This window comes from Pelagerythrobacter sp. Soil_C_18, assembly GCF_057657235.1.
The window spans coordinates 1,128,513-1,153,118 of sequence record NZ_JBDGIU010000001.1 but is presented as its reverse complement, the minus strand read 5'-3'; the positions used below and the strand labels follow the sequence as shown (position 1 = coordinate 1,153,118).

The window sequence follows — 24,606 nt, the reverse complement described above, 5'->3', positions numbered from 1 at the left end:
GCCAAGGCGGCGCATGCCGCCGCCGGCGCTTGAGGCCCACGAAGGATGCTTCTGCATGTCGTGGCGCGCGGCAAGATCGGGCGATCGCCTGAAGCCGAGCTGGTGGCGCGGTACGAGAAGCGGCTGACCTGGCCTTTCAGATCCACCGAACTGCCTGAGACCGGGGGCAAAGTGCCCGATCCGCAGCCCCCTGTGCGCACCGTTCTGCTCGACGAGCGCGGCAAGCAGCTCTCCTCAGAAGATTTCGCCGCGTTGCTCGGGCGCTGGCGCGACGAGGGCGTGCGCGAAGCGCGCTTCGTGCTCGGCGCGGCCGACGGTCATTCGGCGGAGGAACGCGCCGGGGCTGACCTTCTCCTGGCCTTCGGCAAGGCGACCTGGCCGCACCTGCTGGCACGCGCCATGCTGTTCGAACAGCTCTACCGCGCCACCGCAATTCTTGCCGGACACCCCTACCATCGGGCAGGGTAGCGCGATGCCGCGTCGCGTGACGATCCTCGTCCTGATTATGACTGCCGCCGGCGGTGCGATCGGCGGTATTGCTGCCGCGCAGCGGGCCGACGGCTTCTTCGATCCCGGCGACGCGCGTGCCGCACTCCGCGAGGCGCAGCGGGAGGCGCGGGCCGCCGAACTGCGCGGGGCGCGGCTCGAAGCCGAAGCGCGCGCCGCGACGGAGGCGGCGGAGAAGACGGCGCGAGAGGCAGCCGCGCTCGCCGCGCGTATCCAGCAGGCGGAAGCCGACATCGCCGCTGCGGAGGCGCGGATCGCGCTGATCGACGGTCAGCGGCGGCAGCTCGACATGCGTCTGGCCGAGCGGCGCGAGCCGCTGCTGCGCCTCACCGCCGCGTTGCAGAAGTTCGCGCGCCGGCCGCTCGCGCTCTCGGCCCTGCGCCCGGGATCGCTGCGCGAGACGGTCTATCTGCGCGCCCTGCTCGAGACGACCATTCCCGAGGTGCACCAGCGCACCGCTGCCCTCCGCACGGAGATCGCGCGCGGGCAGCGGCTCGAGACCGAAGCGCAGCAGGCTCTCGCGGCCTTGCGTCAGAGCGAGGCGCAGCTCGGCACCCGACGGCAGAGGCTGATCGGGCTCGAAAGCCGGCAACGGCTCGCGTCGCGTCGCGCAACCGGCGTCGCTGCCCGCGAGGCCGATCGGGCGCTCGCTCTGGCGGAGGAGGCGCGCGATCTCGACGCGCTCATCGCAAGGCTTGATGACGTTAGCGTACTGCGCCGCGAACTTGCTGCGCTTCCGGGGCCCCTTATTCGGCCTGCCGATCCCGAATCGGCGCGGATATCCGCTACTGCCCGGCCGACGCCCATCCCGTCGGCGACGGCGCCGCCGGACGATTTCCAGCTTCCCGTGGTCGGGCAGACCGTGGCCGGCTTCGGCGCAGTGTCGTCGGCAGGCCTGCGCAGCAACGGCCTCTCGCTGGCGCCGCGCCCCGCCGCGCAGGTCGTCGCCCCCAGCAGCGGCCGGGTCGCCTTCGCCGGCCCTTATCGCGGCTACGGCCGGATCGTCATCATCGAGCACGAGGGAGGATGGACCAGCCTCGTCACCGGCCTTGCGCGCATCGACGTCGATGCCGGGGAGACGCTCGTCTCCGGCGCCCCGCTCGGCGTGGCGGCGGTGGAGACGCCGGTCGTGACACTCGAACTCAGGCGTGACGGAACGCCGATGAACCCGCTCGATTATGTCGGGTAGCGCGATTGGAGCCGGACCGTATCCTCATCTGGCATTAAGCCCGCGCGCGCGATAAAAGCGTTCTCGTAAAGGAGGCTTTATGGCCATCAAATTCGCCGATCTCGCCCGATCGGCTGCGCTTGTCACCGCGGTGGCGCTCATTCCGGCAACGACCGCGGGCATCGCGCAGGTGGATGGCCGTGCCGGCTCCGAATTCGCGCGCCTGTTCGCGACGTACGAGCGGATCAAGGCCAGCTACGTCGAGCCGGTCGACGACGAGACGCTGATCCGCGGCGCGATCGATGGCATGCTCGCCAGCCTCGATCCGCATTCTGCCTATCTCGACGGGTCGGACCTGCAGCGGCTCGAAACGATGATCGACGGCAATTACACCGGGCTCGGGCTTTCCGTGCAGATGGACGACGGCGCGGTGAAGATCATCTCACCGTTCCGCGGTAGTCCGGCGATGGAGGCCGGGCTCAAGGCCGGCGACTACATCACCCATCTCGACGGCGAACTGATCTACGGGGGCGATCTCGACGAGGCGGTCACCCGTATGCGCGGACCCGCCGGCACCTCGATCCGCCTGACGATCTTCCGCCCCGGGCGCGACGAACCGTTCGACGTCACGGTCACGCGCGGACTGATCGAGCTCGAGCCGGTCACGCACGAGCTCAAGCCCGGCAATATCGGCGTGATAATGGTCAACGAGTTCTCGCGCGACGTGGGGGCCGACGTCTTCTCCGCCTGGGAGGCGCTTTCCAAGGAAGCGCCCGGGGGCCTCAGCGGCCTCGTGCTGGACTTGCGCACCAACCCCGGCGGCTCGCTCGATGAAGCCGTCGCGTTGAGCGACCTCTTCCTCGAGGAAGGGCGCATCGTCTCGCAGCGCGGCCGTGCTGCGGGTGAGACTTACGTCTACAACGCCGAAACGGTCTATCGCGGGCAGATCGCCAAGGACGTGCCGATGGTGGTGCTGATCGATGCCGGCTCGGCTTCCGCCAGCGAAATCGTCGCGGGCGCTCTGCAGGATCATCGCCGCGCCGTGGTCATGGGCCAGCGCAGCTTCGGCAAGGGCAGCGTGCAGACGCTTCTGCCGCTCGGGCCCGACGCCGCGCTCAAGCTCACCACCGCGCGCTACTACACGCCGGCGGGCCATTCGGTGCAGGAAGGCGGGATCGATCCCGACATCGCGGTGCCGCAGCTTTCGGATCCGGACCTGGCCAAGCGGGCGAAGTTCATCCTGCGCGAATCGGACCTGCGTGGGCACCTCGTCAACGAAGCCGCGCTCAAGGACGAAGAGCTCGAGCGTGACCTGCGCGAGGATCCGCGCTTCACGATGACTGCGGACGAGCTGAAGGAGCAGGGGATCGAGGACTACCAGCTCCACTACGCGCTCGAAACGCTTCGCCGCACCGCACCGACCGCTCTCGTGCGCCGGAGGTAGGGCGCGTGCCGATGATCGAAACGCCCCATGGCCGGCTGGCCCAACGGCTTGCCCTGGGCGTGCCCGCACTGCTGCTCGCCGGCGCGTATCTCTCGCAGTACGGCTTCGGCCTCTATCCGTGCGAGATGTGCTGGTGGCAGCGCTGGCCGCATTTCGCCGCGCTCACACTCGCGCTGCTCTCGACCATCGCGGCGCCCCGGCGACTGTGGATCGCGCTGGCAGCGCTCGCCATCCTCGCCTCCGGCGCAATCGGTGCATTTCACGCCGGCGTCGAATACGGCTGGTGGGAAGGCGTGACGGCCTGTGCGGTCACCTCGGAGGCCGGCACCGGCGACCCGCTGCAAGCGATCATGAACGCGCCGATGGTCCGCTGCGATCAGGCACCCTGGACGCTGGCGGGCATTTCGCTGGCAGGATGGAACTTCCTCCTCTCGGGTGCCGGCGGCGTCGCGATCCTCTGGTTGCTGGCGAAGGAGCGGCGCAGGTCATGACGAAGCAGGATATCGCGCGGATGATCCGCGTCGACCAGGCGGGCGAGTTCGGCGCCACGCGCATCTACCAGGGGCAGCTCGACGTCATCGGGGACCGCGGCCCGCACGCGGCCGAGATCGCCGAAATGGCCGAGCAGGAGAAAGGGCACCGGACAAAGTTCGACGCTCTAATGGCGCGGCGCGGTGTGCGTCCGACTGCGCTACAGCCGTTCTGGTCGGCAGCGGGGTACGCGCTTGGCGCGGGCACGGCGCTGATCGGGCCCGAGGCGGCCATGGCCTGCACCGCGGCGGTCGAAGAAGAGATCGACCGCCACTATTCGCAGCAGCTCGACCGGCTTGCGGAAAGCGGCGCCGATCCCGAGCTCGCGGCGATGGTCGACGAGTTCCGCGAGGACGAGCGCGCACACCGCGACGCCGCGCTCGCCGCAGGGGCAGAACGGGCGCCGGCTTATCCGCTGCTCACCGGCGCCATCCGCCTCGGCTGCCGCGTTGCGGTCAAGCTAGCCGAACGGGTCTGACGGGGCCCCGGGGCGGGAACCGCTTTCGCCCTCCGCACGCTTCATATAGAGTTCACGGCCTGCGCCCGAGGGGTGATGGGCCACGTAGATTAGGATAGCCATCGCATGAAGTCGCTTTTCGCTGCATTCGCGCTTTCCGGCGCCGCACTATTCGCCAGTCCGCTCGCGGCACAGGCGACCGCGGAGGACGTTCCTGACGATGTACGCATGTCGGTCGTCTATGGCGAAGATGCCGCGCCGCCGTGCCCTGAAGGGGAAATCTGCGTCGTTGCCCGTCTGCCCGAATCAGAGCGTTTCCGTATCCCGGAAACACTACGCTCCAGCGACGACCCCGCGAACACAGCCTGGACCCGGCGCGTCGAATCGCTCGAGATGATCGGCGACTTCGGTACGCTCTCCTGCTCCACCGCCGGCGCAGGCGGTTTCACCGGCTGTACCCAGGACCTGATCCGCCGCGCCTATGGCGAGCAGGCGACGAGCGCGAGCGTCCGCTTCAGCGAACTCATCGCCGCCGCTCGCGCGGAACGCCTGTCCACCATCGACGAATCGGCCGCTGCCGAGCAGGAACGCGTCGAGCAGATCGAACGCGAATACATGGAACGCCTCGAACGTGAGCGCGAAGCCGAACTGCCCGACGAGCAGAACCCCGAAATCCTGCCCAGCGAAGACGCCGAGCCGATCATGGACGCTCCTGAACCGCAGGAAACGCCGCAAAGCTGAGGCGGCGTTAACTCTCCTGCGCTAAGGCCGGCGGTATGACCACGCGGCGCACCATTCTCACCGTCTTCGGCACCCGGCCCGAAGCGATCAAGCTGTTCCCGCTTATCCACGGGCTGGAAGGCGACGAACGCTTCGTCTCCCGCGTCTGTGTCTCAGGGCAGCATCGCGGAATGCTGGACCAGGTGCTGGAGATCTCCGGCATTTCGCCCGATCACGATCTCGACCTGATGCAGCCGGACCAGACGCTCGACGCCCTGACCGCGCGGCTGCTCCTGGGTATCGGCCAAGTGCTCGATATCGAACGGCCGGATGTCGTGGTGGTTCAGGGGGACACCGCGACCGCAATGGCGGGCGCGCTGGCGGCATACTATCGGAAGATCCCCGTCGCGCACGTCGAGGCGGGGCTGCGAAGCGGCGATATCCACCATCCCTGGCCGGAGGAAGTGAACCGCAAGATCGTCGGCAGCTTCGCCGCGCTCCACCTCGCACCGACCGAAACCGCAGCCGAGGCGCTGCGGCGGGAGAATGTCGATCCCGCGGCGATCCACGTCACCGGCAACACGGTGATCGATGCGCTGCATTGGATAACGGGCAAGATCGCCCGCGAGCCCCTGCTCGCCGCGAACCTGATGCCGCTGGAAAATCGCTTCGCCGGCCGCAGGATCATCGGAATGACCACGCACCGGCGCGAAAACTTCGGGCAGGGGATGGAGTCGATCGCGAATGCCGTGTCGCGTCTGGCGGCGCGCCGCGACGTGGCGGTGATCTTCCCCGTGCACCTCAACCCCAACGTTCGCGCTGTGATGAACGAGCGACTCGCTGGCCTCGACAATGTCGCGCTGATCGAGCCGCTGGACTATCCCCATTTCGCACGACTGCTCGATATCGCGGATCTCATGCTGACCGACAGCGGCGGTGTGCAGGAAGAAGCGCCCGCACTGGGCAAGCCGGTGCTCGTCATGCGCGAGACGACCGAACGGCCCGAGGGGGTCGCGGCCGGCACGGCGAAGCTCGTCGGAACCGATGCCGACCGCATCGTTGCAGAAGCCGAACGCCTGCTCGACGATTCCGCAGCCTACCAAGCCATGGCGCGCGCTCATAATCCGTTCGGCGATGGACGGGCGGCTCAGCGGATCGTTGAGCTCCTGGCGGCCTGACTCGCCTGCGTTCGCTTCCGGTCGCGACCGGAAGCGCTCCATCGTTACCGGTATCTTTACCCCTCCGCGTTAGGCGTCGCGCGCAGACGAGTATCAAACGGAGCGGCCATGCGCGGCGAGGAAAAACCGGAAGTCTGTGTCATCGGCCTGGGGTATATCGGCCTGCCGACGGCGGCGATAGTTGCGCGGGCCAACTGCCCGGTGACCGGGGTCGACGTTTCCGAAGCGGTCGTCGAAACCATCAACCGTGGTGAGATCCATATCGAGGAAATCGATCTCGACGGTCTCGTGCGCGGGGTGGTCCAGCGCGGGTTGCTTAAGGCGTCGAGGCAGGTGCAGCCGGCCGACGTGTTCGTGATCGCAGTACCCACGCCGTTCGAGAAGGACGGGCAGCACACGCCCGACATCTCCTATGTCATGGCTGCGGCCACAGAGATCGCGGGCGTGCTCAAGAAGGGCGATATCGTGATTCTCGAGTCGACCTCGCCAGTCGGAACAACCGACGCGATGCGCGATCTCTTCGCCGGCCTGCGTCCCGACCTCAAGCTTCCCGGACTGACGTGCGACACGCCGGACGTGGCGATCGCCTATTGCCCCGAGCGAGTGCTTCCCGGGCGCATTCTCGAAGAGCTCACCAACAACGACCGCTCGATCGGCGGCATCACCCCGCGCTGTGCGCGAAAGGCGCTCGCCTTCTACAAGCGCTTCGTGCGCGGCACCTGCATCACCACCGACGCGCGCAGCGCCGAGATGTGCAAACTGGTCGAGAACGCCTTCCGCGACGTCAACATCGCCTTTGCCAACGAGCTGTCGATGATCGCCGATCACATGGGCCTCGATGTGTGGGAGGTTATCCGCCTCGCCAACCGCCACCCGCGCGTGAATGTCCTCCAGCCCGGCCCGGGCGTCGGCGGCCATTGCATTGCGGTCGATCCATGGTTCATCGTCCATGGCGCGCCCGAACAGGCGAAGATGATCCGTGCTGCACGTGACACCAACGACGCCAAGATGCATCACGTCGTCGCGCAAGCGGAGAAGCTGATCGCTGACAACCCCGGCGTGTCGGTCGCCTGCCTGGGGCTCGCATTCAAGGCCAACATCGATGACTTCCGCGAAAGTCCGGCGCGCTTCGTGGCGGGCAGACTGGCGCGCAGGTTCGGTGAACGCGTTCACGTGGTCGAACCCTATGCCGCCGAACTACCGATCGAGTTCGAAGGCACCGGCGCAGCGCTGATCGACCTCGACACCGCACTCGAGACGTGCGGCATCCTGATCGTTCTCGTCGACCACGATATATTCCGAGTGGTCCCGAACGAAGAACGCTCTCACGCGCTGATCTACGACACACGCGGGATCTGGCCGGACGCCGCCGCTACCGTTGAGCGACCGGGGCTACGACTGGCAAGCTAGCGCGCCTCAGACGCCGTAGTAGTCACGATACCAGCCAACGAACTGCCGGATACCTTCCTTCACGTCGGTCTGCGGGCGATAGCCGGTGAGTTCCTGCAGCAGTGTTGCATCGGCCCACGTGGCCGGCACGTCGCCTTTCTGCATGTCCATGAAGTTCTTCACCGCTTCGCGCCCGCATTCGGCTTCGATCGCCTCGACGAAGTCCATCAGGCGGACCTTGTCGCTGTTGCCGATATTGACGACGCGGAACGGTGCCGCGGGCGAGAGGCTGTCATGCTCCGGGATGTCGCCGGCGCTCTCCGGGCGCTCCGGCACGGCGTCGATCAGCAGGCGGATTCCGCGCACCAAGTCGGTCACGTAGGTGAAGTCGCGGTACATATCGCCGTGGTTGTAGATGTCGATCGGCGTACCATCGAGAATGCCCTTGGTAAACTTGAACAGCGCCATGTCCGGGCGGCCCCACGGGCCATAGACTGTGAAGAAGCGGAACATGGTTGTCGGCAGGTTCCACAGGTGCGCGTAGCTGTGCGCCATCGACTCGTTCGCCTTCTTGGTCGCGGCGTAGAGCGTCAGCTGCGTGTCGCACTTCTCGCGCTCGTCGAATGGCATCTCCTCGTTCGCGCCATAAACCGAACTTGTGCTGGCCATCAGCAGATGCTCGACGCCGAGTTCGCGCGCGCACTCCATCACATTGAACGTGCCGACGATATTCGCGTCGATGTAGGCGCGCGGGTTCTCGAGCGAATATCGCACGCCGGCCTGCGCGGCGAGATGGACGATCACGTCCGGCCGCTCCTCTATGGCGAGAGCGTGGAGCTTCTCGAAGTCCTCTAGCATGCCGATGTGCGCGCTGAAATGCTCGTGCTGGAGCAGCATCTGGTGCCGCCGCTCCTTGATCCTGACGTCGTAATAGTCGGTCATGCCGTCGTAGCCGACGACGGCAAAACCTTCCTCGAGCAGCAGTTTGGACAGGTGGAAGCCGATGAAGCCGGCGCTGCCGGTGACGAGCACTTTACGCATTAATTGTTCCTCTGTGTCCCTTGGAGTCCCGCAGATGCCCGACAGGACGGGCCATAGCAGACCGGATGGCCATCATTCGCCGAAGGAAATAGAAAGCGTGGAGATGCTGCCGGTTATTCGTTGACCGTACGACCAAGCTCGGCCTGACAGCGAAATCTTCATGAAGCCGCAGTCGGCCGGCAGCGTGGCATCGAGCGCGATTGTCCCGCCGCTGAGATTTCCCTGGGCAACCGGGGCGTCGCCGTCGACACATGAGACTGAGATCTCCAGCTTGTCTGCCTGCTGCTGCGGCTTCAGGTCATGTCGGCCGCTGATGTTGAGCGCTCGTGAGCGCGCCGGCAGAATGCGGCTGGCAAACACACCACCTTTGCCGCGTGCGATCTCCAGCTGAAGTTCCTCTTCCCCGCCGAGGACTTGGGCGCGGAAACCGGCTTGGTCGGCCAAGATCCAGTCGAACGGCGGGATCTCAGAACTCCAACCGTCGACCTCCTCGGAACGCTCCGCAGACAGGCGCGCATAGAGATCGTATGCCAGTTGAAACTCGCCCGCGCTGGCAAAAGCATGCACCAGCCTGCGGTCGGTCTTCGGATCTACAATGTCGTCGGACAGCCGTTGACGAATGAGACCGAGATTTCCGAGCGCTTCTTTGTCGCGTGAGGCGGCGACGAGGAAACCATCGGCCCAGTCCGGCCCGGTTCCGAGAATATCCACGAACGTGTCCACCGAGCGCGGATCGCGCAGCGCCTGCGTCAGCGCGATGTAGGCGGCCGGCCGCTGCTCGACGCGCACTTGCAGGATCTGATCCAGAACACGGATGGCACCGTCGAGATTGTCGGCTTGCAGGTGGAAGTTGAGAAGCATGCCCTGGAGAAGCGTGTCGCGGCGGCTGATCTTCGCCGCCGCGTTCCAGAATGCGGCGTTTCCGTCGCCAGGCTGTGCGGCACCAATCACCGCGAGCGCGCCGGGCACCAGCGGTTGGCGCCGATAGGCCTCCAGCGCGAGGTCGGCTATCCAATCCGCCGGCGGTTCGGCTGTCGCAGGGTTCTGCGCGAGTTGGCCTTGATAAGCGGCTTTAGCGAAATGGGCCTGTGCCGAACCATCCCAAGGCGCGATTGTCGCTGCCTTGTCCGGCTGACTGTTCTCGCCCACGATGGCCAGAGTCTGCGCCGCGGAAAGGACCGCAAGAATCGGAAATACCAGCGCAACCAACGCAAGGCGCAGGCGGCTTGGCCGTGTCTCAGCTGCGTGCGGCATTCGCATCGTCTATAGGTTCGCCATAGCCGTACCCATAGCCATATCCGTAGCCATATCCGTACGCCGAGTTGCGATCGTCGAGCTTGGTCACGATTGCACCATAGACCTTCGCATTGGCTGCGCGCAGGCGACGTAGCGCGTTGTCGATGGCGCGAATCTTCACGTCATTGGATTCGATGACGTAAACCACGCCTTGGACTGCGGTGGAAATTTCAAGCGCGTCAGCCAGACCGAGAACAGGAGGGCCGTCGACGAGGATGAAGTCGTAGCTCTGCTCAAGCTGCGCGATCAACTGGGCAAGCCCGTCGGTCGCGAGAAGGTCGGCGGGATTCGGCGGCATCATCCCGCTGGGGATCAGGTCAAATCCATGTTCCTCGATCGGTATGGTGACCGCCTGAGGTTCGCTTCCACCGACCAGCAAGCTGCTCAAGCCAGCGTCCTTCGATGCCTGCTTGCCGAGGAAATCGACGAGGGCCGTGTTGCGAAGGTCGGCATCGATCAGCAGCGTCCGCTTGCCCAACTGGGCAAAGCTCCGGCAGATCGCGACCGAGGTCAGCGACTTGCCTTCGTTCGGCCGGGTGCTGGTAAGCATCAGTGACTTCGGTGCGCCTTGCGGAGTCAGGAACGAAATATTCGAACGCGCCGCCACGTAGGCTTCCGAAAGCTCCGAACTGCGCCGACGGAGCTCGTCGAGCAGGTCATCCTGCTCCACGCGTGGAATGAGGCCGAGCGTAGGCAGGCCGAACAGGCGCTGGACGTCGTTGGGATCCCGGATCGTCCGATCCATCGTCTCACGGAGGAAGACAACGGCTGCGGCAACGGCTGTGGCGGCGAGTAACGCCAATGCCAAGTTAGAGACCAGAGAAGGTTTGAAGGGTGTCTCCGCTGGCAGGGCAGGTTGAACTAGCGTCATATTGTTCTTGCCAGCGCCAGCAGCTTCAAGCTCCTTCGAACGCTGGAGGAGTGCATCGTAGAGCTGTCGATTGGTGTCCACCTCGCGCTTCAGAATTCCATACTGGATCCCGCCACCTTGCTGCGAAAGAAACCGATCTTGGACTGCCTGCACTCGCGCCTGGAGTTCCGCCTCTTCACTACGTGCTTGACGATACGCCGCCTCCAGACCTGAGATATCGCGGCCCTCCGAAGACGCGATGGACTCCCGGATCGCCTCCACCTCGGATTGAGCGGCCTGAACTTCCGGATATGCTGGGCCAAAATTCGCGCTAAGGCTGGCAAGTTTTGCCTCCGCCGCGGCCAGCATGCTCTGAAGCTGACTTGATGCTGCGCGTGTTTCAGTCGAAGTGGCTTTCGCCCTCAACGCGCTTTCAGCGGCGATCCTTTCTGCGGTCGCTTGTGCCAACGCCTGGTTGAGAGTCGTAAGCGTATCCCCGATCAGCGATCGTGCGGCGCTGCTGCTATCGTCGTCGTTAACGCCCGTATCGACGATGACAATCTGGTTTGCGTTTGCGTAATCGACCAGTTCCTTCTCCGACTGAGCTAGGCGTTCGCGCAATTCCGCGATTTGATCTCGCAAATAACGGCGCGCGTCGATGTTGGCACCGAAGCGCTTCTCATAGTTCGCTGCTAGGAACTGTTCCGCCCAGATATTCGCGATTTCCGCAGACAGGCTGCGATTGGGACTGGAGAAGTGCACGTTCACGAGATTAGAAAGTCGAATTGGTTCGATGCTGATGTGTTTCAGAAGGATCTCGACGGCTTGGCGTCGATCAAGTGGTGCATCGGGATCGTCAGAAAAGGCCTCGCGAAAAGATTCTGACGCCGTCAAATTGGCCGCATCGACGACTGCCTCCGCCAGAAAACGTGATCCGAGGAGTTCATACTGTGTTTGAAAATACTGCTCGTCGGCTTGGAGTTCCTCGATCTCAGTCTGATCGATGTTCGTGACGTTGGCGGTCGCGCGGCTGATCTCAATAACCGCTGTGCTTCGATACTGCGGTGTCGAGAGCAGCGTCACAAGAAGACCGAGGACGAGCCCCCCTGCAAGAATTCCTGCGATCAGAAGCCGAGAATTGATAGCTTGGCGCCAATACCGCTCGAACGCAAGAATCCTCGAATTATCATCCGCACTTTCGGTCGTATCTAGCTGTGCGGAATATATAACTGCGTCTGCCATTGCGTTTCTTCTCGACCGATTAATTGCCAATGCGATCGATCAGGATCGCACTTGATGTCAGCAGGGGCACGAACTGCAGAATAGTTTCGAGACGCCGGCGTGCCGGAGAATCGCCCACTGTGACGATATCGTCGGCATAGATCTGCGGATCCGGATAGTTACCGCGCTGGATGGCCTCGATGTTGTAAACCCCAATATAGGTGGTGTCGCCCACGGTTCGCATTACGATGACGTCATCCGTCTTGGCGTATTCTGCGAGGCCGCCAGCGTTATTGATTGTCCGCGCGAGCGTCCGGGAAAGTCGCGCAGGATATGCGCCAGGCTTCTCTACCTCTCCACCGACCGACACGGTCGGCTGCGACAACTGAGTGGGAATCACGCTAACGCTGGGGTCGCGGAGAAATCTGCCCGCGAGCCGCTGGGCGATCTTTTCACCGACACCGGTTGCGGATTCACCCTCGACGTTGATGGCGCCGATCAATGGGAAATCCAGATTTCCATGATCGTCCACGATATAAGTACCGCTCAACGGTTCGGAATTTAAGACCGTGATTTCCAGCTGATCACCCGGCTGCACCCGAGTGACGTAGCCACCGTCCGGCGGTGGGAGACTGTCGAGGTCAGTTAACTCTATACCAGGCGCTCTCGCCACGGAACGATCCTTGCCGGCGCATCCGGCAAGCAGGCCGGCCGCCGTAAGGCAGACGAGGAAATACCTGATTTTTGACATTCTCTTCGTCCAATTTCGCATCTGTATCGAGCACTTACCGGAGCGCCTTCGATAAGCAAGCCCAGGCTTTCGTGAATTAGGAGCTCTGTTCGGAGTGGTGGCCTGTCCGCGTACCGCGTCGGCGGTATTCCCGTGATGAAGGATTCGCAACGTATGATCCCTTGCTGGCCCAAATTGCGAGTAAAGCTGCATAGCTCGCCATTGCCGGGACACGCAGGGGATAGTCGATGAGCGATGCGACGAACAGGATCGCCAGTGCGGTCAGTGCTGCAGCTGGCCCGAGGTGTGCACGGATTGCCGCGGGTCCGCTTCGGGCGATGGTCCACGCCCGAGCAACGAACAAGATGATCCCCAACGCGATAATCAAAGCCCCGCCCAATCCGCCGGTCATCAGCAGTTCAAGCAAATCGTTATGCGCGTGATTCACATACTGAGGTGTCAAAAGGGCGTTCGGCTCGTACATCCGGTAGACATCGTCAAATGAACCAATGCCCGTGCCCCAGGGGAAATTCTCAGCCGCGATCCTCCAAGTTGCCGGTATTAGCTCGGCTCGCATATCACCGACCGGATCTGATCCGATGAGCCGCTCGAAAGCCTTGTCACGACCGAGGCCGATTGTAACGAGTCCTAGCCCGACGAGGGCGAACACTGCCGTGACTGGTAGTGCGATGCGGCGCAAGACAGAGGGGCGGCCTCGCCGCCGTTCGCCGCCGGCGGACGAGGTGATAGCGATCGCGGCCGTCATGCATATCGATAGAACGAGCGTCAAAAGCCCGGCTCGTGATCCCGTTATGAGGATAAGGGGGGTAAGGAGCAAGACACCGGCTGCTGCGGCACCGCAGCGTCTACCTTTATTGGTGCTAAAATCCCTCCATGATCCTTTGGCTTGCTGCGCCCAGCAATATAACAGCGGAATTAGACTAGCGAGAAAGACCGCTTGATGATTGCGGTTGGCGAATAGACCGACGGGGAAGCCATGGTTAGTCAGGCTGTAGAGATAAAGGGGGCCTCGGGAGCTTCCCATCAACTGCAGCAGTCCCCAGATGGCTGTGAGCGCCCCAAGTCCGAGAACGAATGTTAGCAGCATCTCCCGTTGGCGCGCATCGAGCTGAATTCCCAGAACAAGAACGGCGCAAGGAGTCATAAGAGACATAAGCGCATTGCGGCTAGCTTGAGGATCCAGAGTCAGCGGTCGCCACACATGAAGGTCCAGTAACCCATCCATATGAGCAACGGTCTCTCGCCCAGGCAGTGCCTGCCATAATCCTGGCGGCAATGGAATGAGATGAAGGATTGTCAGTGCTACCGCTGCTGCCATTATCGCGACGAGTGGCCAATGCCTCCAAATGTGGTCGCGTGAAAGGGTGAGTAAGCCGTAGCCTAAAGCCAGTGCGGAGATTGGGCGCAGCAACCCCAGCGATTGCATATCAGCGCGGGAACTGCCGCCTGCCAGGAAGACTGCCAACAGAAATATACAAAGGACGATCAGTCGGGTACGGTCCGAAAATAGACGGGTCATTAGACCCCTTCGGTCTTCTGATCGTGTTCGACGTTTCGAGCGGCCAACCCGTGCTTCTATCATCTTGCCTCACTGTGTTGGGGAACCCGATGGGCGCCATTTGTGCTAACGACTTTGCGCCCCAATGGTGTGTGCGATGCGTCTATTTTCTCGACGCGTCTGTCAAGGCACAGGCAGCCATAACTGCTCTGTTCGCAAGACGCGCCCGCTAGCTTCATAGATCGAACAGTGTCCTCCCAATCTTGAGCTTGTAGGGGTTGTTCGACCGATGAACCCAAACCACCCCCATTGCCACCCTTCAGACCGCACCCTATGTCGCCGGCGATGGAAATCGGCACGTTCTTCATGGCGCTGGCAGCGCAAGCCGATCCGTGGATCGTGCGTGTCGCGGCCGAGTGGATCGGGTGGAAGCTGTGGATCTCCAACTGGACCGGTGTGAGCCATCCGATCCTGCACGCCTATTTCGGACTGCTGCTGCAGATTCTCGCTGCGGCGTTTGCGCGCCGGGGGCTGGCGAGTGCCTGGCCCTGGCTGTTCGTGTTCGCCCTCGAGATCGGCAACGAGCTGCTCGATTGGTCGCGGGCGCTGACCTATGGAACGGCGCGCGAAGGATTGGTGTATGAGACGATCTCGGACATCCTGTTCACCATGGCGTTGCCGTCCGTCCTGCTCGTCCTCGCGCGCAGTTTCCCGCGGCTCGGTCTCGGCGAGCGGACCATGCCGGTCGCCGAGGCTTGCGAGAGCGACTGAGCTCTACCGGTCCAGCGCGATATCCGGCGCGTCTTCCTGTTTCATGCCGACCACATGGTACCCCGCGTCCACATGGTGCACCTCGCCGGTGACGCCCGACGACAGGTCAGACAGGAAATAGAGCCCCGATCCGCCGACATCCTCGATCGTGACGTTGCGGCGCAGCGGCGAGTTCAGTTCGTTCCACTTGAGGATGTAGCGGAAGTCGCCGATCCCGCTTGCCGCGAGGGTCTTGATCGGGCCGGCGCTGATCGCGTTCACGCGGATATTGTCGGGGCCGAGGTCGTTGGCGAGGTATTGCACGCTGGTCTCGAGCGCGGCCTTGGCGACGCCCATGACGTTGTAGTGCGGGATGACCTTTTCCGCGCCATAGTAGGTCAGCGTAAGGATGCTGCCGCCATTCGGCATCATCTGCGCGGCGCGCCGGGTCACCGCGACGAGACTATAAGCGGAGATATTCATCGTCATCAGGAAGTTGTCGAGGCTGGTGTCGACGTACTTCCCGCGCAGTTCGTTCTTGTCGGAAAAGCCGATCGCGTGGACCACGAAGTCGATTGTCTCCCAGCGGCTCTTCAGCGTCTCGAACGCGGCGTCGAGCGCGGCCATGTCGGACACATCGCACTCGAACGTGAAATCCGACCCGAGCTGTTCGGCGAGCGGCTTCACGCGCTTCGCCAGCGCCTCGCCCTGATAGGTGAACGCCAGTTCCGCGCCGTGCTCGCGCAGCTTCTGCGCGATGCCCCAGGCCAGCGACTTGTCGTTCGCGAGACCCATGATCAGCCCGCGCTTGCCAGCCATCAACCCGCTCATCTTGTTTCCTCTTTCTGCTCTTCTGCCAAGGCGCGTGCTTTCTCCGCCGCCGCACGGCGCGCGGCCGTCCGTCTGCGATCGTCGGCCTGGCCGATGCGATTCTCCTCTTCCTCGGGAGTCTCGGCCATGGCGGCGTTGAGTTCGGCGCCGATAACCATCCCTAGGCCGACGAGGTAGAAAAAGAAAAGCGCGATCATGATGCCGGCCAGGCTGCCGTAGGTCAGATCGTAGCTGAAGAAGCTGCGGATCGCCGGCGGCAGCGCCACCGTCACCGCGACCCACCAGATCGTCGTCGTGAGCGCGCCGGGCCACTTGGGATACCGCCGATCGCGGTAGGCGCTGGGAGCGAGCGTCAGGAACAGCAGATAGAGCGATCCGAACAGGCCGAAGGCGGGGATCAGCCGGGAAAGCTGCAACTGCGAGATCACGTGCGACAGCCACGGGAGATAGGCGTCGATCACTTCCTGCGCGGCGCCGATCACCACCTGTGCGATCAGCGAGAGCATCAGCAGGATCACCGCCGCCACGATCACCCCGGCGGAGAGCAGGCGGTACTTCCAGAACGCCTCAGTCGCCGCGGTGCCGTAGGCCCGGCGCAGGATGTCCCGGATCGTCTCGATCAGGCTCGACACGGTCCACAGCGCGACCAGCCCGCCGGCCCAGAGCAGCCAGCCGCTGCGCGCCTCGACCACCCGCCGCGCGACCGGTTCGATCACGTTGCCGACCATCGGGGGCAGGGCGTAGAGCACGGCATCGATCGTAGCCGCGCGCTCGCTTTCCTCGCCCACGAACGAGAAGATCGCCGCGCCGAGGATGAAGAAGGGGAAGATCGCCAGCATGGCCATGTAGGCGAGGTTGCCGGCGTGAATGAAACCATCGTTGTAAGTGCCGACGAGCACGCGCTTGGCGATTTCGAACGCACGCGTGCCCGGGCCGACATGCTGCGCCACGCGCTGGCGTAGGCCCAGGCTGGCCTCGATCGCTTCCTTGCGCCGTTCCTCGGGCGAAAGCGTGTGGATCACGCGTTCCTGAGGTTGGGGAAGGTCTTTCTCGCTCATCGGCCCGTTCGGTTGGAGGGGGCCCGGGTCAGAGTCCCAGGTCGGCGCGCGGGTTGCCGCCGTCCTGCCAGCCTTCCAGCCGCTTGGCCAGTTCCGATACGTCGGCTGGCAGCGCGATTTCGAGCCGCACGAGCTGGTCGCCGCGTTGGCCCGACTTGGCTGAGAAACCCTTGCCCTTGAGCCGCATCGTGGTGCCGCCGCTGGTGCCGGGCTTGATCGTCAGCATGACCGGGCCGTCGACCGTGGGGCAGCGGACCTTGGCGCCGTTCACCGCCTCGTCCAGCGTGATCGGCAGGTCCATGCGCACGTCGTCTCCGTCGCGGCGGAAGACCTTGTGACGGTCGATCGAAATCGTGACGATCCCGTCGCCGGCGCCGCCCGGTCCCTGCTCGCCCTTGCCCTTGAGGCGCATCTGCGTGCCGTCCTCGACCCCGGCGGGCAGCTTGAGGTCGATCGTCTTGCCGTCGGCGAGCGTGATCCGCTGGTCCTTGCGCGCCGCGGCGTCGACGAAGGGCACGCGCATACGATAGGCAATGTCGGCGCCCTTGCGCGGCGGAGGTGGGCGGCGCTGCTGGCCGAACCCGCCGCCCATGCCGGACCGGCGCGCGCCGCCCATACCGCCGCCGCCGAAGAGCCCTTCGAAGATGTCGCCGAGGTCGACGCCCTCGTCCGCGAACCCCTGGAAATCCTCCGCACGAAAGCCGCGCTGGCCGCGGCTCGCGCCGCCGGCGAATCCGCCGCCGCCCATGCCGGCGAAAGGGTTGGCCGGGTTGCCGTCTGCGTCGATCTCACCGCGGTCGAAGCGGGCGCGCTTGTCCTTGTCGCTAAGCAGGTCGTAGGCCTGCGTCACTTGCGAGAAGCGCTCCGCAGCCGCGGGATTGTTCTTGTTGCGATCGGGGTGCAGCTCCTTTGCGAGCTTGCGATAGGCGCTCTTGATGTCCTTCTCGGTCGCGCTGCGCGAAACGCCGAGCGTTGTGTAGGGATCGGCCATGGCGTGTTAGCTAGGTGCAACAGTCTCGCCGCGCAAGCGGCGTAGCGGTGGAGAGAGGCTTTCCTCCACGCATCCCGCGCGATAGGGCGTGGGTAATATCGGTGGAGACCGCGACACGGCCTCTTCGGAAAGGTCACGGTCACGTGTGACTTTCGTGCCGGAAGGCGGCGAAGCGCGTCACAGGTGTCAACACTTAGTCAGGAAAAGCCCGGTGGAAGCTGAACAGACTGCCCTTCCCGACAGCGACCCGCTGGCCCTGTTCGACGCCTGGCTGGCCGAAGCGCGCGAGACAGAGCCGAACGACGCCAACGCCATGGCGCTCGCCACCGCCACGCCGGACGGCGCGCCCTCGGTTCGCATGGTCCTGCTCAAGGGGCACGGGGCGGGCGGCTTCACCTTCTTCACCAACGCGCGGAGCCGCAAGGGGCAGGAGATCCGCGCCAATGCCCAGGCCGCGCTGCTGTTCCACTGGAAGAGCCTGCGACGCCAGATCCGCATCGAGGGCCCCCTAGTGGAGGTGAGCGCGGCCGAGGCCGACGCCTATTTCCGCTCGCGTCCGTTCGTCAGCCAGCTCGGCTCCGCGGCGAGCGACCAATCGCGCCCCCTCGACAGCCGCGCGACTTACGTCGCCCGGGTCGAAGCACTGGAGGAAGCGTGCAAGGCCACCGGCGAGGTGCCGCGCCCGCCCCACTGGACGGGCTTCACCCTGCGGCCGCAGCGGATCGAGTTCTGGCTCGACCGCCCGAACCGTCTCCACGACCGCCGGCTCTTCACCCGCGAGGGCGAGGGCTGGTCGAGCACGCTGCTCTACCCGTGACCGCCCAAGCCGCCGCCGCCGAACGCGCCGCGCTGACCCGCAGCGCCGCCTATGCCTCGATCGCGACGGCGCTGTTCCTGGCCGTGCTCAAGGGCTGGGCGACCTGGCGCACCGGATCGAGCGCCATGCTCGGCAGCCTCGCGGACACCGCGCTCGACCTCGTCGCCAGCCTCGCCACGCTTGCCGGTGTGTGGATCGCAGCGCAGCCGGCGGACGAGGAGCACCGCTTCGGCCACGGCAAGGCCGAGGCGCTGGCGGCGGTGTTCCAGGTCATGCTGATCGCACTCTCCGCCTCGGGCATCGCCTTCCGGGCGATCTCGCACCTGATCGAAGGCGGCGAGACCGCGGCGGCGGAGGAGGGGATCGCGGTCTCGCTGCTGGCGATCCTCGCGACGTTCGCTCTGCTCGCCTGGCAGCGCCACGTGATCCGCCGCACGGGCAGCCTCGCGGTCCGCACCGACAACGTCCACTACCAGTCGGACCTGCTGCTCAACCTCGCGGTCATCGCCGCGCTCGTGCTCGACCAGTATCTCGGCTTCTCGCGCGCGGACCCGCTGTTCGGGCTCGCCATCGCGGCCTGGCTTCTGTGGGGCGCTTGGCGCGCGGCGAGCGAGGCGATCGACCAGATCATGGACCGCGAATGGCCGGAGGACAAACGCCAGCGCTTCGTCGAACGCGCCGCCCGCCACCCGGAGCTGACCAACCTCCACGATCTTCGCACGCGCACGAGCGGTACGCGCGACTTTGTTCAATTTCACGTCGACCTCCCCGGCACCATGACCGTCGCCCAGGCGCACGAAATCATTGAACGGGTCGAAGCCGATCTCTGCAGCCACTTTCCCGAGATGGAGCTACTGATCCACATCGACCCGCAGGGCCATGTCGACGAACCGGACAACCCGCTCGCGGAGACCGACGAGTTCGAGAAGCTGGAGAAGGACGCGCCATGAAGCTGCCCTACTGGCATGTCGATGCCTTCGCCGACCGGCCTTTCGCCGGCAATCAGGCCGTGGTCATGCCGCTCGACGAATGGCTGCCCGACGATGTGCTGCAGGCGATCGGGGAGGAGAACAACTTCGCCGAGACGGCCTTCGTCGTGCCCGACGAAAGCGGCGCGGCGGATTGGGAGCTGCGCTGGTTCACCCCGGCCTGCGAAATCCGCCTCTGCGGCCATGCCACGCTCGCCAGCGGCCACGTGCTGCTCGGCCGCGACGGCGGGGAGCGAGTGACGTTCCGCACCCGGAAGGCGGGCGTGCTGGAAGTGCGGCGAAGCGACGCGGGCTACGAGCTTGCGCTGCCCGCGATCCCCACCGAGCGCTCCGACTGGCCCGAGGCCGTCGCGCTGCTCGGCGCGCAGCCGCTCGAGATCTGGCGTAATCCTGACCGCTACGGGATTTATCTGTTCGGCAGCGAGGCCGAGGTTCGCGCGCTGGCGCCCGACCTCCGCGGCCTCGGCGCGCTCGGCGACGACCAGTTCATCTGCACCGCGCCGGGCCGCGACGTCGATGTGGTGAGCCGCGTCTTCGTGCCCGGCGGCGGGGTCGACGAGGACAGCGTCACCGGCTCCGCCCACGCGGCACTCACGCCGTTCTGGGCGGCCCGGCTGGGGCGGGAAAGCTTCACCGCCCACCAGGCCTCCCGCCGCGGCGGCGACCTCACCTGCCGCCTCGAAGACGACCGCGCCTGGCTCGGCGGCCCCTGCGTGACGGTGGTTGAAGGGGCGTTTTACCTGCCCGAGTGAGAGTCGCGCGAGCTCAAGTCGCCGGATAGAGCTCCACGATATCGGCGAGCTCCTGCAGCATCGCCTTGCGCTCCTCGGCATCCGAATGACCGAGGCGAACCACGGTCAGTTTCTGCTCGGGCGAAACCAGGATGTACTGTCCCATATGGCCGATCGCCGCGAACATCGTCGCAGGCGCGCGGTCGGGGAACAGCGGGTGGCTCTTGCTCCCGCTCTCGTCGTCCAGCGGTCGGTTGAGCCAGGTCTGCATACCGTAGTGTGGGCTGCGCGGGCTTGGCGTGGTCATCAGCTCGATCCACTTGCGCGGGACGAGCTGGATGCCGCGGTAGGAGCCCTTGTTGCGCAGGAAATCGCCGAACCGCGCCCAGTCGCGCGCATTGCCGTGGATCAGGCTGCCGCCGATCAACGTGCCGCTGGCATCGAACTCCGGCACCATCGAATCCATCGCCAGAGGGCCGAACAGCCGCGTCTCGAGATAGTCCGCGACGGCGCGCCGCCGTGCCTCCGGATCGTCACTGCGGGAAAGCACGCGCGCGGCGATGTCGGCCAGGATCACGCTGGTGGCGGAGGAGTACTCGAACTCCCGCCCCGGCTCGGCTTCGAGCGGCTGACTCTCGGCCCAGTCGGCCATGTCGTCACGCCCGTCGAGGAACAGCATCCGCACTTCGGACGATTCGTATGGCGGATCGCCCCCTTCGGTATGGCGCAGGCCGCTGCGCATCTGGAGAAGCTGGCGCAGGGTGATCTCGCCGCGCGGATCGCCCGGGCGCTGCCAACGGGGCACGGGCGGCGAATCGTCGAGCGCCAGCCGCCCGTCGGCGACCAGCATGCCGATCATCACCGCCGTCACCGTCTTGGCCATCGACCAGCTGACGAAGCGTGTGTCTTTATCGTAACCCGGCGCATAGCGCTCGGCCGCGATCTCGCCGCCGTGCATAACGATCAGCGCGCGCGTCTCGCCAAGCCCTTCCTTGGTGAACAGGTCGTCCGCCCGGCGCGCAAGCTGCTCGGTCGGCGCGCCCGGCTTCTCGGTGACGGCGGCCAGCGCCTCCTCCGTGAGCGGCTCCGGCACCGGCGCAGCGTCGCTGCACGAGAGCAGGGCTGGCAGCGAGGCGAGGCAGACGATAAGGGGGGCGGGCCGCAGGCGCATGCGGCGTTCCCTCGCGCAGCACGGCAGGCTTGGCAATGGCAAAATCCGCACCCCGCAAAGGCCAACCGCGCCGCCGCCGCTGGTCGCTGGTGCTGGGGATCGTGGCGCTGATCGCAGCGGGTTTCGCGTGGTACTTCCGCGCGCCGATCACCGGATACTCGCAGACCGCGGCAGCCTATTCCGCACGCGTCGCATGCTCGTGCCGCTACCTCGGCGGGCGAAGCCTGGAAGATTGCGAGAAGGACAAGCTCGCCGGAATGGAACTCGTCATGCTGAGCGAGGATGCCGAGGCAAAGAGCGTCACCGCCCGCTTCCCCCTCCTCGCCAACGAAACCGCCACCCTGCGCGACGGCTACGGCTGCGTGCTGGAGCCGTGGGATGGGTGAACGTTGTGTTTGCGGCAGACGGAGTTCGTTTCGAGGATGGAGAGCGGGGTGTGAACTTGGAATGATCACGGCTGTGTGGCAACGAGCTGATTGCTGACGAACCGGCGATTTATGCGACGGAGTTTGACTTTTGAACTTGCCGCCCGCATCCGCGCGGCTTTTGCGACCCTGTTAAGAAATGGTTGGATGATGATTGCAATACCGCAAACGCATGATGACTTGAAAATTGCAGTGATCGGGCTGGGGTATGTTGGGCTACCACTAGCTGTCGAATTTGGTCGCATTCGTCCGGTCCTCGGATTCGACATTAACGAAGAGCGGATTGCAGCGCTATCTCGCGGTATTGATTCAACTCTGGAGACGGACGCAGATGAGCTTTCCGCTGCTAGCCAACTGCGCTTTTCCTCTGATTCTTCGGATCTCGCCGATTGCAATCTTTTTATTGTGACCGTGCCGACCCCCATCGACGCGCATCGTCGCCCTGATCTAACCCCACTTCTAAAGGCATCGGAAACGGTGGGTAGGGTTCTGAAACGAGGCGATATTGTTGTTTATGAATCGACGGTCTATCCCGGCGCGACGGAAGAGGATTGCGTCCCCGTGCTTGAGCAAGTTTCGGGGCTGACCTATAATCGCGATTTCTTCTGCGGCTATAGCCCAGAGCGAATTAATCCCGGTGACAAGGAGCACCGCCTACCATCAATTCGCAAGGTCACGTCAGGATCCACACCCCAGGTCGCCGATCTTATCGACAGCCTCTATGCATCGATCATCACTGCCGGCACCTACAAGGCGGAATCAGTTCGTGTTGCGGAAGCGGCGAAAGTGATCGAGAACACTCAGCGCGATCTCAACATCGCTCTGATCAACGAACTCGCGATCATTTTTAATCGCATGGGCATCGATACTGAGGCGGTGCTGAAGGCGGCAGGGACGAAGTGGAACTTCCTGCCCTTCAGGCCGGGTCTCGTCGGCGGCCACTGTATCGGCGTCGACCCTTACTATCTGACTTATAAGGCCGAGGCGATAGGCTACCGGCCAGAGATTATCCTCGCCGGGCGACGTCTTAACGATGGCATGGGCGCCTACGTAGCTGAACAACTCGTTAAGGCGATGCTCAAACTGCGGATTCAGGTAAACGGCGCGCGGGTTCTAATAATGGGGCTAACGTTCAAGGAAAACTGCCCCGACTTGCGTAACACGCGGGTCGTCGATGTGATCGCCGAGTTGGAGTCCTACGGGATTGATGTCGATGTCTATGACCCTTGGGCTGATGGTGAGGAGGCGAGGGACGAGTATGGACTAGAGCTTGTCAGGGAGTTGCCCGGCGCGATCTACGATGGCGTGATGGTTGCGGTGGCGCATGAAGAGTTCCGTGAACGCGGCATATCGCTGGTTAAAAGCTGCACTAAGGTTGAGCACGTGGTCTATGATCTAAAGAACATATTGCCGCGTGAGGCGGGGGCGTTGCGCCTCTAGAATCCTGACCGACTTCTTCGGCAGGTTGTCTGCTTTCGGTCACCAGAACAAGGTTCAGTCATGCGAGTTTCGATCTCCAGCGCGGATGGCCTGAGCCTGTTTTTCGCGTCGGTTTCGGGCGGTGTCTTCAGTGTAGTGTTCATGCCACCCGTTTTGGTTCATTCATGACGAAGGAGCGCCGTGCTCTCTTTTTGTTTCCCACCGATCGCATGGGCGGTGCCGAGCGGATCACGCGTACGCTGGCTGGGGAGGCTGCGCGGTCGGGGAAGTTCGACTCCATCGAATGTTTCATACTCTGTCAGAGCCGGAGCGGAACGCTCGATGGCCTCTTGCAATTCGGGAACGTCAAGCTGCATTATACCGGAGCTCCCAACGAGCGGGGGGGTATAGTCGCACTTCTGCGAATGTTTGCTCGAGCCCGCTATCACTTGGTGTTCAGTTCCCACGCCCATTTGAACGCAGCCGCGAGCGCAGCGCGATGGGTGGGGCTGCTGCGTACGAAGCGGCTTATCTCGCGTGAATCCACCCTGATTTTTGAGAGAAAGTTCAAGGGGAAGGGTCGGTTTTTTCGCTTACTGTATTGGCTCTATGGTCAGCAAGATATAATAATCTGCCAAACAGACCGAATGCGGCAGTCACTTGACAGGAATACACGCTATCGGTTTCATGATCGGTTGGCCGTAATCCCTAATCCTATTGATGTTGAGCGCATCCAGGCGGGATGCGCCGCTCCACTGCCACCGGTCGTGCGCGAGATTCCTGAGGAGCGAGTACTCATCAGCTGGTGTGGACGACTATCGGAGGTAAAAAGTCCGCTTCGGGCACTCGATGTATTAAGTGAGGTTCGACAACGGGGTTTTGACAAAGCGCATTTGCTTTTCATTGGCGAAGGCCCGATGCGAACGGAGTTAGAGGAGCGAGTGCGGGAACTGGGTGTCGGAGAGTTTGTGACATTTGCCGGCTACATGGCGAATCCGGTTCCTGCCTTCACCCGGTGTAGACTGGGCTTGCTGACATCGGACATAGAGGGTTTTCCCAACGTCATACTCGAAATGCTCGCCTGCGGAATTAGGGGGATCGCGACCACGGATTGCGCGGGGGGGTTGGACGGGATTCCATCACTGCAAATAGCGGAGGAGTTCACGGCCCTTGCTCTTGCTGATGCTCTGGAACGGGCCAATGCATGCAAACGAAATGCATCGGTTTCGAGGTTCTTAGAAACCCGAAGTCCCTCAATGTATTTTGAGAATATAGTGGAAGACTCGTAGATGTCAGATTTAAAACCCATCCGATCCCCGCTAGCGTCACTGCGGCCGCAGGTGCTATTTCTAATATCGACTATCTTATATTTT

General features: G+C 63.8%; 24 protein-coding genes. 15 read left to right on the top strand and 9 right to left on the bottom strand.

What is annotated here, in order from left to right:
• Positions 1 to 45: 45 nt before the first annotated feature.
• The 8 genes from AC3A5N_RS05380 to wecC all read left to right on the top strand — a co-directional run bounded on the left by AC3A5N_RS05380 (position 46) and on the right by wecC (position 7,415).
• The gene (locus AC3A5N_RS05380) at positions 46 to 468 is read left to right on the top strand and encodes a 23S rRNA (pseudouridine(1915)-N(3))-methyltransferase RlmH (protein ID WP_487736264.1); all 423 of its coding nucleotides are present in this window, start codon (positions 46 to 48) and stop codon (positions 466 to 468) included.
• A gap of 4 nt (positions 469 to 472) precedes the next feature.
• Positions 473 to 1,696, top strand: coding sequence for a murein hydrolase activator EnvC family protein (locus AC3A5N_RS05375; protein ID WP_487736263.1), 1,224 nt, complete (start codon positions 473 to 475; stop codon positions 1,694 to 1,696).
• Between the two features lie 79 nt (positions 1,697 to 1,775).
• Entirely contained in the window at positions 1,776 to 3,119 is a 1,344-nt protein-coding gene (locus AC3A5N_RS05370) for a S41 family peptidase (protein WP_487736262.1), read from the top strand.
• An 11-nt stretch (positions 3,120 to 3,130) separates the two neighbouring features.
• On the top strand, positions 3,131 to 3,610 hold the full coding sequence (locus tag AC3A5N_RS05365; RefSeq protein ID WP_487736261.1) for a disulfide bond formation protein B: 480 nt from the start codon (positions 3,131 to 3,133) through the stop codon (positions 3,608 to 3,610).
• The gene (locus AC3A5N_RS05360) at positions 3,607 to 4,128 is read left to right on the top strand and encodes a demethoxyubiquinone hydroxylase family protein (protein WP_487736260.1); all 522 of its coding nucleotides are present in this window, start codon (positions 3,607 to 3,609) and stop codon (positions 4,126 to 4,128) included. Before AC3A5N_RS05365 ends, AC3A5N_RS05360 begins: the two co-directional genes overlap by 4 nt.
• Before the next feature lie 105 nt (positions 4,129 to 4,233).
• Entirely contained in the window at positions 4,234 to 4,848 is a 615-nt protein-coding gene (locus AC3A5N_RS05355; RefSeq protein WP_487736259.1) for a hypothetical protein, read from the top strand.
• Positions 4,849 to 4,883: 35 nt separating this feature from the next.
• Positions 4,884 to 6,005 carry a non-hydrolyzing UDP-N-acetylglucosamine 2-epimerase gene (wecB, locus tag AC3A5N_RS05350; protein WP_487736258.1) on the top strand — a complete coding sequence of 374 codons (1,122 nt, stop codon included), beginning with the start codon at positions 4,884 to 4,886 and terminating at the stop codon, positions 6,003 to 6,005.
• 108 nt (positions 6,006 to 6,113) lie between these two features.
• The gene (gene wecC, locus AC3A5N_RS05345) at positions 6,114 to 7,415 is read left to right on the top strand and encodes a UDP-N-acetyl-D-mannosamine dehydrogenase (protein ID WP_487736257.1); all 1,302 of its coding nucleotides are present in this window, start codon (positions 6,114 to 6,116) and stop codon (positions 7,413 to 7,415) included.
• 6 nt (positions 7,416 to 7,421) lie between these two features.
• Here the strand turns inward: wecC and AC3A5N_RS05340 are convergent, their stop codons facing one another.
• The 5 genes from AC3A5N_RS05340 to AC3A5N_RS05320 form a co-directional block, all read right to left on the bottom strand.
• Positions 7,422 to 8,435 carry a GDP-mannose 4,6-dehydratase gene (locus tag AC3A5N_RS05340; protein ID WP_487736256.1) on the bottom strand — a complete coding sequence of 338 codons (1,014 nt, stop codon included), beginning with the start codon at positions 8,433 to 8,435 and terminating at the stop codon, positions 7,422 to 7,424.
• A gap of 72 nt (positions 8,436 to 8,507) precedes the next feature.
• Positions 8,508 to 9,695, bottom strand: coding sequence for a hypothetical protein (locus AC3A5N_RS05335; protein ID WP_487736255.1), 1,188 nt, complete (start codon positions 9,693 to 9,695; stop codon positions 8,508 to 8,510).
• Entirely contained in the window at positions 9,673 to 11,823 is a 2,151-nt protein-coding gene (locus AC3A5N_RS05330) for a GumC family protein (protein ID WP_487736254.1), read from the bottom strand. Before AC3A5N_RS05330 ends, AC3A5N_RS05335 begins: the two co-directional genes overlap by 23 nt.
• A 19-nt stretch (positions 11,824 to 11,842) precedes the next feature.
• A complete protein-coding gene (locus tag AC3A5N_RS05325; RefSeq protein WP_487736253.1) occupies positions 11,843 to 12,553 on the bottom strand; it encodes a polysaccharide biosynthesis/export family protein in 711 nt (236 codons plus the stop codon).
• Positions 12,554 to 12,629: 76 nt separating this feature from the next.
• Positions 12,630 to 13,577, bottom strand: a complete 948-nt coding sequence (locus tag AC3A5N_RS05320; RefSeq protein ID WP_487736325.1) for an O-antigen ligase family protein — start codon at positions 13,575 to 13,577, stop codon at positions 12,630 to 12,632.
• Between the two features lie 819 nt (positions 13,578 to 14,396).
• On the opposite strand from AC3A5N_RS05320, the gene AC3A5N_RS05315 reads away from it, so the two are divergent.
• Positions 14,397 to 14,822 (top strand): hypothetical protein, encoded by a 426-nt coding sequence (locus tag AC3A5N_RS05315; RefSeq protein ID WP_487736252.1) that lies wholly within the window; start codon positions 14,397 to 14,399, stop codon positions 14,820 to 14,822.
• A 3-nt stretch (positions 14,823 to 14,825) separates the two neighbouring features.
• On the opposite strand, the gene fabI is transcribed toward AC3A5N_RS05315, so the two are convergent.
• The 3 genes from fabI to AC3A5N_RS05300 are packed head-to-tail and all read right to left on the bottom strand — an operon-like array spanning position 14,826 to position 17,681.
• Complete coding sequence (fabI, locus tag AC3A5N_RS05310; RefSeq protein ID WP_487736251.1) at positions 14,826 to 15,632, bottom strand: enoyl-ACP reductase FabI; 807 nt, start codon at positions 15,630 to 15,632, stop codon at positions 14,826 to 14,828.
• Positions 15,629 to 16,690 carry a YihY/virulence factor BrkB family protein gene (locus AC3A5N_RS05305; RefSeq protein ID WP_487736250.1) on the bottom strand — a complete coding sequence of 354 codons (1,062 nt, stop codon included), beginning with the start codon at positions 16,688 to 16,690 and terminating at the stop codon, positions 15,629 to 15,631. Before AC3A5N_RS05305 ends, fabI begins: the two co-directional genes overlap by 4 nt.
• 28 nt (positions 16,691 to 16,718) lie before the next feature.
• Complete coding sequence (locus tag AC3A5N_RS05300) at positions 16,719 to 17,681, bottom strand: DnaJ C-terminal domain-containing protein (protein ID WP_487736249.1); 963 nt, start codon at positions 17,679 to 17,681, stop codon at positions 16,719 to 16,721.
• Between the two features lie 211 nt (positions 17,682 to 17,892).
• Here AC3A5N_RS05300 and pdxH point away from each other — a divergent pair, with 211 nt between their 5' ends.
• The 3 genes from pdxH to AC3A5N_RS05285 are packed head-to-tail and all read left to right on the top strand — an operon-like array spanning position 17,893 to position 20,239.
• Positions 17,893 to 18,498 (top strand): pyridoxamine 5'-phosphate oxidase, encoded by a 606-nt coding sequence (gene pdxH / locus AC3A5N_RS05295; RefSeq protein ID WP_487736248.1) that lies wholly within the window; start codon positions 17,893 to 17,895, stop codon positions 18,496 to 18,498.
• Positions 18,495 to 19,448, top strand: coding sequence for a cation diffusion facilitator family transporter (locus AC3A5N_RS05290; protein WP_487736247.1), 954 nt, complete (start codon positions 18,495 to 18,497; stop codon positions 19,446 to 19,448). The genes pdxH and AC3A5N_RS05290 overlap by 4 nt, the downstream gene beginning before the upstream one ends.
• A complete protein-coding gene (locus tag AC3A5N_RS05285; RefSeq protein ID WP_487736246.1) occupies positions 19,445 to 20,239 on the top strand; it encodes a PhzF family phenazine biosynthesis protein in 795 nt (264 codons plus the stop codon). The genes AC3A5N_RS05290 and AC3A5N_RS05285 overlap by 4 nt, the downstream gene beginning before the upstream one ends.
• A 13-nt stretch (positions 20,240 to 20,252) precedes the next feature.
• On the opposite strand, the gene AC3A5N_RS05280 is transcribed toward AC3A5N_RS05285, so the two are convergent.
• Positions 20,253 to 21,389 carry a serine hydrolase domain-containing protein gene (locus AC3A5N_RS05280; RefSeq protein ID WP_487736245.1) on the bottom strand — a complete coding sequence of 379 codons (1,137 nt, stop codon included), beginning with the start codon at positions 21,387 to 21,389 and terminating at the stop codon, positions 20,253 to 20,255.
• A gap of 35 nt (positions 21,390 to 21,424) precedes the next feature.
• Between AC3A5N_RS05280 and AC3A5N_RS05275 the strand changes: the two genes are divergently transcribed.
• The 3 genes from AC3A5N_RS05275 to AC3A5N_RS05265 all read left to right on the top strand — a co-directional run bounded on the left by AC3A5N_RS05275 (position 21,425) and on the right by AC3A5N_RS05265 (position 24,522).
• Positions 21,425 to 21,775, top strand: coding sequence for a hypothetical protein (locus AC3A5N_RS05275; RefSeq protein WP_487736244.1), 351 nt, complete (start codon positions 21,425 to 21,427; stop codon positions 21,773 to 21,775).
• A 123-nt stretch (positions 21,776 to 21,898) separates the two neighbouring features.
• A complete protein-coding gene (tviB, locus tag AC3A5N_RS05270) occupies positions 21,899 to 23,254 on the top strand; it encodes a Vi polysaccharide biosynthesis UDP-N-acetylglucosamine C-6 dehydrogenase TviB (protein WP_487736243.1) in 1,356 nt (451 codons plus the stop codon).
• A 164-nt stretch (positions 23,255 to 23,418) separates the two neighbouring features.
• Positions 23,419 to 24,522: a glycosyltransferase gene (locus tag AC3A5N_RS05265; protein WP_487736242.1), complete on the top strand. Its 1,104-nt coding sequence runs from the start codon at positions 23,419 to 23,421 to the stop codon at positions 24,520 to 24,522.
• Positions 24,523 to 24,606 lie beyond the last annotated feature (84 nt).

What these genes read in the sequence shown, in the direction of transcription:
- AC3A5N_RS05375 (WP_487736263.1), top strand. Translation starts at nt 473, where the DNA reads ATGCCGCGTCGCGTGACGATCCTCGTCCTGATTATGACTGCCGCCGGC.
- AC3A5N_RS05360 (WP_487736260.1), top strand. Translation starts at nt 3,607, where the DNA reads ATGACGAAGCAGGATATCGCGCGGATGATCCGCGTCGACCAGGCGGGC.
- AC3A5N_RS05280 (WP_487736245.1), bottom strand. Translation starts at nt 21,389, where the DNA reads ATGCGCCTGCGGCCCGCCCCCCTTATCGTCTGCCTCGCCTCGCTGCCA.
- fabI (WP_487736251.1), bottom strand. Translation starts at nt 15,632, where the DNA reads ATGAGCGGGTTGATGGCTGGCAAGCGCGGGCTGATCATGGGTCTCGCG.
- wecB (WP_487736258.1), top strand. Translation starts at nt 4,884, where the DNA reads ATGACCACGCGGCGCACCATTCTCACCGTCTTCGGCACCCGGCCCGAA.
- wecC (WP_487736257.1), top strand. Translation starts at nt 6,114, where the DNA reads ATGCGCGGCGAGGAAAAACCGGAAGTCTGTGTCATCGGCCTGGGGTAT.
- AC3A5N_RS05340 (WP_487736256.1), bottom strand. Translation starts at nt 8,435, where the DNA reads ATGCGTAAAGTGCTCGTCACCGGCAGCGCCGGCTTCATCGGCTTCCAC.
- AC3A5N_RS05335 (WP_487736255.1), bottom strand. Translation starts at nt 9,695, where the DNA reads ATGCGAATGCCGCACGCAGCTGAGACACGGCCAAGCCGCCTGCGCCTT.
- AC3A5N_RS05275 (WP_487736244.1), top strand. Translation starts at nt 21,425, where the DNA reads ATGGCAAAATCCGCACCCCGCAAAGGCCAACCGCGCCGCCGCCGCTGG.
- AC3A5N_RS05325 (WP_487736253.1), bottom strand. Translation starts at nt 12,553, where the DNA reads ATGTCAAAAATCAGGTATTTCCTCGTCTGCCTTACGGCGGCCGGCCTG.
- AC3A5N_RS05285 (WP_487736246.1), top strand. Translation starts at nt 19,445, where the DNA reads ATGAAGCTGCCCTACTGGCATGTCGATGCCTTCGCCGACCGGCCTTTC.
- AC3A5N_RS05265 (WP_487736242.1), top strand. Translation starts at nt 23,419, where the DNA reads ATGACGAAGGAGCGCCGTGCTCTCTTTTTGTTTCCCACCGATCGCATG.
- AC3A5N_RS05320 (WP_487736325.1), bottom strand. Translation starts at nt 13,577, where the DNA reads ATGGGAAGCTCCCGAGGCCCCCTTTATCTCTACAGCCTGACTAACCAT.
- AC3A5N_RS05365 (WP_487736261.1), top strand. Translation starts at nt 3,131, where the DNA reads ATGATCGAAACGCCCCATGGCCGGCTGGCCCAACGGCTTGCCCTGGGC.
- AC3A5N_RS05370 (WP_487736262.1), top strand. Translation starts at nt 1,776, where the DNA reads ATGGCCATCAAATTCGCCGATCTCGCCCGATCGGCTGCGCTTGTCACC.
- AC3A5N_RS05330 (WP_487736254.1), bottom strand. Translation starts at nt 11,823, where the DNA reads ATGGCAGACGCAGTTATATATTCCGCACAGCTAGATACGACCGAAAGT.
- AC3A5N_RS05380 (WP_487736264.1), top strand. Translation starts at nt 46, where the DNA reads ATGCTTCTGCATGTCGTGGCGCGCGGCAAGATCGGGCGATCGCCTGAA.
- AC3A5N_RS05305 (WP_487736250.1), bottom strand. Translation starts at nt 16,690, where the DNA reads ATGAGCGAGAAAGACCTTCCCCAACCTCAGGAACGCGTGATCCACACG.
- AC3A5N_RS05355 (WP_487736259.1), top strand. Translation starts at nt 4,234, where the DNA reads ATGAAGTCGCTTTTCGCTGCATTCGCGCTTTCCGGCGCCGCACTATTC.
- AC3A5N_RS05300 (WP_487736249.1), bottom strand. Translation starts at nt 17,681, where the DNA reads ATGGCCGATCCCTACACAACGCTCGGCGTTTCGCGCAGCGCGACCGAG.
- AC3A5N_RS05315 (WP_487736252.1), top strand. Translation starts at nt 14,397, where the DNA reads ATGGAAATCGGCACGTTCTTCATGGCGCTGGCAGCGCAAGCCGATCCG.